7 protein-coding genes and 1 pseudogene are annotated in these 4,943 nt (G+C 72.6%); all 8 read left to right on the top strand.

The genetic code is table 11. The features are described from left to right. Positions 1-103: 103 nt before the first annotated feature. Positions 104-1,339 carry an ATPase, T2SS/T4P/T4SS family gene (locus Q0195_RS15265; protein WP_299280074.1) on the top strand — a complete coding sequence of 412 codons (1,236 nt, stop codon included), beginning with the start codon at positions 104-106 and terminating at the stop codon, positions 1,337-1,339. Positions 1,340-1,341: 2 nt separating this feature from the next. Continuing rightward, the gene (locus Q0195_RS15260) at positions 1,342-2,199 is read left to right on the top strand and encodes a type II secretion system F family protein (protein ID WP_299280072.1); all 858 of its coding nucleotides are present in this window, start codon (positions 1,342-1,344) and stop codon (positions 2,197-2,199) included. Then, a complete protein-coding gene (locus Q0195_RS15255) occupies positions 2,196-3,128 on the top strand; it encodes a type II secretion system F family protein (RefSeq protein WP_299280070.1) in 933 nt (310 codons plus the stop codon). Before Q0195_RS15260 ends, Q0195_RS15255 begins: the two co-directional genes overlap by 4 nt. 45 nt (positions 3,129-3,173) lie before the next feature. Then, on the top strand, positions 3,174-3,365 hold the full coding sequence (locus Q0195_RS15250; protein WP_299280068.1) for a hypothetical protein: 192 nt from the start codon (positions 3,174-3,176) through the stop codon (positions 3,363-3,365). Then, positions 3,296-3,742, top strand: a complete 447-nt coding sequence (locus Q0195_RS15245; RefSeq protein ID WP_366518114.1) for a TadE/TadG family type IV pilus assembly protein — start codon at positions 3,296-3,298, stop codon at positions 3,740-3,742. Before Q0195_RS15250 ends, Q0195_RS15245 begins: the two co-directional genes overlap by 70 nt. Further along, a complete protein-coding gene (locus Q0195_RS15240) occupies positions 3,739-4,203 on the top strand; it encodes a pilus assembly protein (protein ID WP_299280066.1) in 465 nt (154 codons plus the stop codon). Before Q0195_RS15245 ends, Q0195_RS15240 begins: the two co-directional genes overlap by 4 nt. Next, entirely contained in the window at positions 4,200-4,664 is a 465-nt protein-coding gene (locus Q0195_RS15235; protein ID WP_299280064.1) for a hypothetical protein, read from the top strand. The genes Q0195_RS15240 and Q0195_RS15235 overlap by 4 nt, the downstream gene beginning before the upstream one ends. A gap of 52 nt (positions 4,665-4,716) precedes the next feature. After that, positions 4,717-4,943 (top strand): annotated as a pseudogene (locus tag Q0195_RS15230) (hypothetical protein); the annotation flags it as partial.

Below are 4,943 nucleotides of genomic sequence, written 5' to 3'. Positions count from 1 at the left end.
CCGCCGTCGTCGTTGTCCACAGCCGCCGCCGAACCGGCTGACAGGGTGACACTTTCCCTCTAGGTTGTGGGCCATATGTTCCGCCCCGGGGGTGCGATGCGGCATGAACCAGGCAACGGTGCTGCTCGAGGACGAGGTGCGCGAGCTCATTCGCCGCCGCGGTCTCGACCCCGCGCGTGACATCGCCGGTGTCCGTGCGCTGGTCGCCGATGCCCTGGCCGACTACGACTCCCGCTCGATCGCCGGCCTGGTGCCGCCCCTCGTCGACCCGGAGCAGACCGCGAAGGACGTGGTCGACGCAGTCGCCGGTCTGGGCCCGCTGCAGCGGTTTCTCGACGACCCCACGATCGAGGAGATCTGGATCAACGAGCCGGGCAAGGTGTTCGTCGCGCGGGCGGGGCGCTCGGAGCTGACGACGACGATCCTCACCGAGCAGCAGGTGCACGAGCTGGTCGAGCGGATGCTGCGGATCTCCGGGCGGCGGCTGGACCTGTCCTCCCCGTTCGTCGACGCCTCGCTCGCCACCGGCGAGCGTGTCCACGTGGTCATCCCGGACATCACCCGCTCGGCATGGGCGGTGAACATCCGCAAGTACATCGCCCGGGCGGGTCGGGTGAGCGACCTGGTCGCGCTCGGCTCGCTCACCACCCAGGCGGCGGTGTTCCTCGAGGCCGCGGTCGTCGCGGGCATGAACATCCTCGTCTCGGGGGCGACCCAGGCGGGCAAGACGACCATGGTCAACGCCCTGGCGGGAGCGATCCCGCCCCACGAGCGGATCATCACCTGCGAGGAGGTCTTCGAGCTGCGCCTGGCGAACCGGGACGTCGTCGCCATGCAGTGCCGCCAGCCGAACCTCGAGGGGCAGGGCGAGGTCAGGCTCCGCCGTCTGGTCAAGGAGGCGCTGCGGATGCGCCCGGACCGCATCATCATCGGCGAGGTCCGCGAGGCGGAGAGCTTCGACATGCTCATCGCGCTGAACGCCGGGATCCCGGGCATGTGCACGATCCACGCCAACTCGGCGCGGGAGGCCGTGACGAAGATGTGCACCCTGCCGCTGCTCGCCGGGGAGAACGTCTCCAGCACCTTCGTCGTGCCGACGGTCGCCTCCGCCGTCGACCTCGTCGTCCACCTCGAGCTCACCCGCGACGGACGCAGGCGCGTCCGTGAGGTCGTCGCGGTCACCGGACGCTCCGAGGACGGCGTCGTCGAGACAGCCGAGCTCTTCGCCCTGCACGGTGAGCGGCTCCGGCGGTCGGGCGGCTTCCCACCGGACCCGGAGCGGTTCGCTCGGGCCGGCTACGACCTCGCCGACCTGCTCGCACCGGACGTCGGGAGGTAGCAGTGGGCACGGTCGCCGGGCTGCTCCTCGGGGTGGGCCTCCTGCTCGTCTGGTTCTCGTGCTGGCCCCAGCCGCCCCGGCAACGGCGACCGTCCCGGTGGACCGAACGGACCCAGGACCTCCTCGTCCGTGCCGGCGCCCCCAGCGTGACACCCGGCCGTCTTGTCGCGGCCTCGCTCGCGGTGGCAGTCGTCGTCACCTTCCTCGGGCTAGGGCTGACCTCCTCACCACCCATCGCGGTGTGCTTCGGGAGCATGGCGGCGGGCGTTCCGCTCGCCTTCGTGCAGGCGCGCGCCCGGCGGCGGCAGGTCGAGCTGCGCGCCGCCTGGCCGGAGGTGGTGGACCACCTCATCTCCGCCATCCGCGCCGGGATGTCGCTCCCGGAGGCGCTGACCAGCCTCGGGGAGCGCGGTCCGGAGGAGGTGCGGCCCGAGTTCCGGCGCTTCGGCGAGGACTATCGCGTCACGGGCCGCTTCGCCGAGTCGCTCGACCGGCTCAAGGCGCGGCTGGCCGACCCGGTGGCCGACCGGATCATCGAGGCCCTGCGGATCACCCGCGAGGTGGGCGGGTCGGACATCGTCCGCCTGCTGCGCACGCTCGGCCGGCTGCTCCGCGAGGACCTGCGCACCCGCGGCGAGCTCGAGGCCCGGCAGAGCTGGACGGTCAACGGCGCCCGGCTCGCCACCGCCGCACCCTGGGCGGTGCTGCTCCTGCTCGGCGGTCGCCCGGAGGCGGCCGCCGCGTTCAACTCCGCGGCCGGCGTGCTCGTCCTGGCGACCGGCGCCGTCGTCTCGGGCATCGCCTACTGGCTCATGGCCCGGCTCGGCAGGCTCCCGGAGGAGGCACGGGTGCTGCGATGAGTCCGACGGCGTGGGGTGCGTTCGCGGGGCTGCTCGGCGGCCTCGGGACCGTGCTGGTCGGGTGGCGGCTGCGAGCCCTGCGACCACGCCTGCCGGAGCGCATCGCCCCCTACCTCCGGGAACGGCCGGCGACCTCCGGGCTCCTGGCCGAGCCGCGCACCCACACCCCGTTCCCCACACTGGAGAGCCTGCTCGCCCCCGTCATGGCCGACGCCGCGCGGGTGCTCGAACGGCTCGGCAGCACTTCCCACAGTGTCCGTCGGCGGATCGTGCTGTCCGGCTCGCCGCTCACCGTGGAGCAGTTCCGGCTGGAGCAGATGATGTGGGCGGTGCTCGGCACGACGGCGGGGCTGCTGCTCGTCACCGTCGCCGGCGTCGCCGGTGGGCTCAACGTGGTGGCGGGGACCGGCGTCGTCGTCCTCGCGGCGGTGGTGGCAGCGGTGGCGCGCGACCGGTGGCTGACGCACGCCGTCCAGCGCCATCAGCGAGGGCTGCTCGAGGAGCTGCCCGCCGTGGCCGAGCTCCTGGCGCTCGCCGTCAGTGCCGGCGAGGGACCGATGGCGGCACTGGAGCGGGTGGCGCGGACAACCCGCGGCGCACTGACCGCTCAGCTCGAGGTCACCCTGGCGGAGGCGCGCGCCGGGACACCTCTCGCCGTCGCGCTCGAACGCCTCGCGAACCGCACCTCCCAGGCGGCCGTCGCCCGCTTCGCCGAGGGGATCGCCGTCGCGGTCGACCGGGGCACCCCGCTCGCCGACGTCCTGCGCGCCCAGGCGCACGACGCGCGTGAGGCCGCGCGGCGCGAGCTCATGGAGGCCGGCGGGAAGAAGGAGATCGCGATGATGGTGCCGGTCGTCTTCCTCATCCTCCCCGTCACCGTGCTCTTCGCACTGTTCCCCGGCCTGGTGCTGCTGCAGGTGGGCCTATGAGCCCGCTTCCCGTCCCCACCGCTCCCGTCCACGAAGGAGATCGACATGCGGCCGATACTTGGTGCCTACCTGGCGGCGTTGCGAAGACGCCTCGTGCGCGAGGAGCGGGGCGACGTCCCCGGCTGGGTGCTCGTCACGTTGATGACGGCCGGACTGGTCATCGCGATCTGGCTGATCGCCGGACCGGCGCTGGTGAGTGTGTTCGAGACAGCGATCCAGCGGGTGCTCGACATCTGAGGCGACGTCTGACGGGCGAGGACGGCACGGCGGTCGTCGAGTTCGTGCTGGTCTCGGTCCTCGTCGTCACCGTGCTCCTCGGTGTGCTGCAGCTGACGCTCGCGCTGCACGTGCGCAACACCGTGGTCGACGCGGCCGGGGAGGGAGCCCGTTACGGTGCCTTGGCCGGGAGCTCGCCCGAGGCGGGCGCGGCACGGACCCGCGAGCTGGTCACGGCCGCGCTCCACCAGAGGTACGGGCGGGACGTGACGGCGCGGATGGTTGAGGAGGACGGGCTGATGCTCGTCGAGGTGACCGTGCGGGCGCCGATCCCGGTGCTCGGCCTGCTCGGCCCGTCCGGGACCATGACCGCCACCGGACGGGCGGTGCTGGAGTGAGACGGACCTCCACGCTGCTCGCGCGACTGCGCCGGGAGGAGAGCGGCAACGCGATCGTCGAGTTCCTCGGCGTGACGCTGGTGCTGCTCCTCCCACTCGTCTACCTCGTCCTCACGCTGGGACGTGTGCAGGCTGCCGCATTCGCCGCCGAGGCAGCGGCACGCGAGAGCGGTCGGGTGCTGAGCCAGGCGGACGACCTGCCGACTGCGCTCGCGCACGCGCAGACCGCGGTCGAGCTGGCGTTCGGTGACCACGGGATTGACGTCGACCCCTCGACCGCACTGTCGTTCGCGTGCAGCGCCGACCCGTGCCTCAGCCCGGGCGGGCAGATCCACGTCGAGGTGTCGGCGGTGGTGCCGCTGCCGCTCGTGCCTGACTTCCTCGGCGACACCGTGCCGTTGGAGGTCCCGGTGCGCGCGACGCACCTGGTGGCGGTGCCCGAGTTCCGGGAGGCGCCGTGATCGACCGGCTGCGTGCCCGGGATGACGGCGGCGAGAGCGGGCAGATCATGCTGCTGTCGATCGGGTTCGGGCTCCTCGCACTGGCGTTGGTGCTGGTCGTTGCAGCGGCGTCGTCGGTGTACCTGGAGCGCAAGCAGCTCCTGGCGTTGGCGGATGGCGCGGCGGCGGACGCGGCCGATGCCATCGACTACCGCCTCTACTACGCCCCGGACGGCGAGCTCGACGGGGTGCCGCTGTCCGACGAGTCGGTACGGGAGTCGGTGGAGGTGTACCTCGAGCGCTCGGTGGCCACCGGGTCGTTCGAGCGACTGTCGGTGGGAGGGGACACGGGGACCGAGGACGGCCGGACGGCGCGCGTGTCCTTATCTGCCGTGGCACGGCCGGCGGTCGTGCCGTGGGTGCTGGTGCCGTGGGCGGACGGCTTCGAGATCAGGGTGACGTCGACGGCGAGAGCCGACTGACCGGGGAGGGCAGATGGGGGCTGGACGACGGTGGCGCCGTCTCGGTGCCGGGGTGGTGGTGCTTCTGGCCATGACCGGCTGTAGCGACGCGGACGGCGACGAGGTTCCGACGGCGGCGGCGACGCCGCGGGTCAGTGAGACAACGACGGATTCGCCGAGTGAGTCACCGGCGCCCGGTCCGACTCCGTGGCCTGAGCCGACGCGGCCGGTGGCGATGGAGCGGGACGACATCGAGGGGGCGAAGGCGGCGGCGGAGTATTTCTTGGCGCTCTATCCGTA

The sequence above is a fragment of the uncultured Georgenia sp. genome (assembly GCF_937958535.1).
Lineage (GTDB): Bacteria > Actinomycetota > Actinomycetes > Actinomycetales > Actinomycetaceae > Oceanitalea.
The sequence above is the reverse complement of the archived record's forward strand: the minus strand, read 5'-3'. Positions and strand labels throughout refer to the sequence as shown.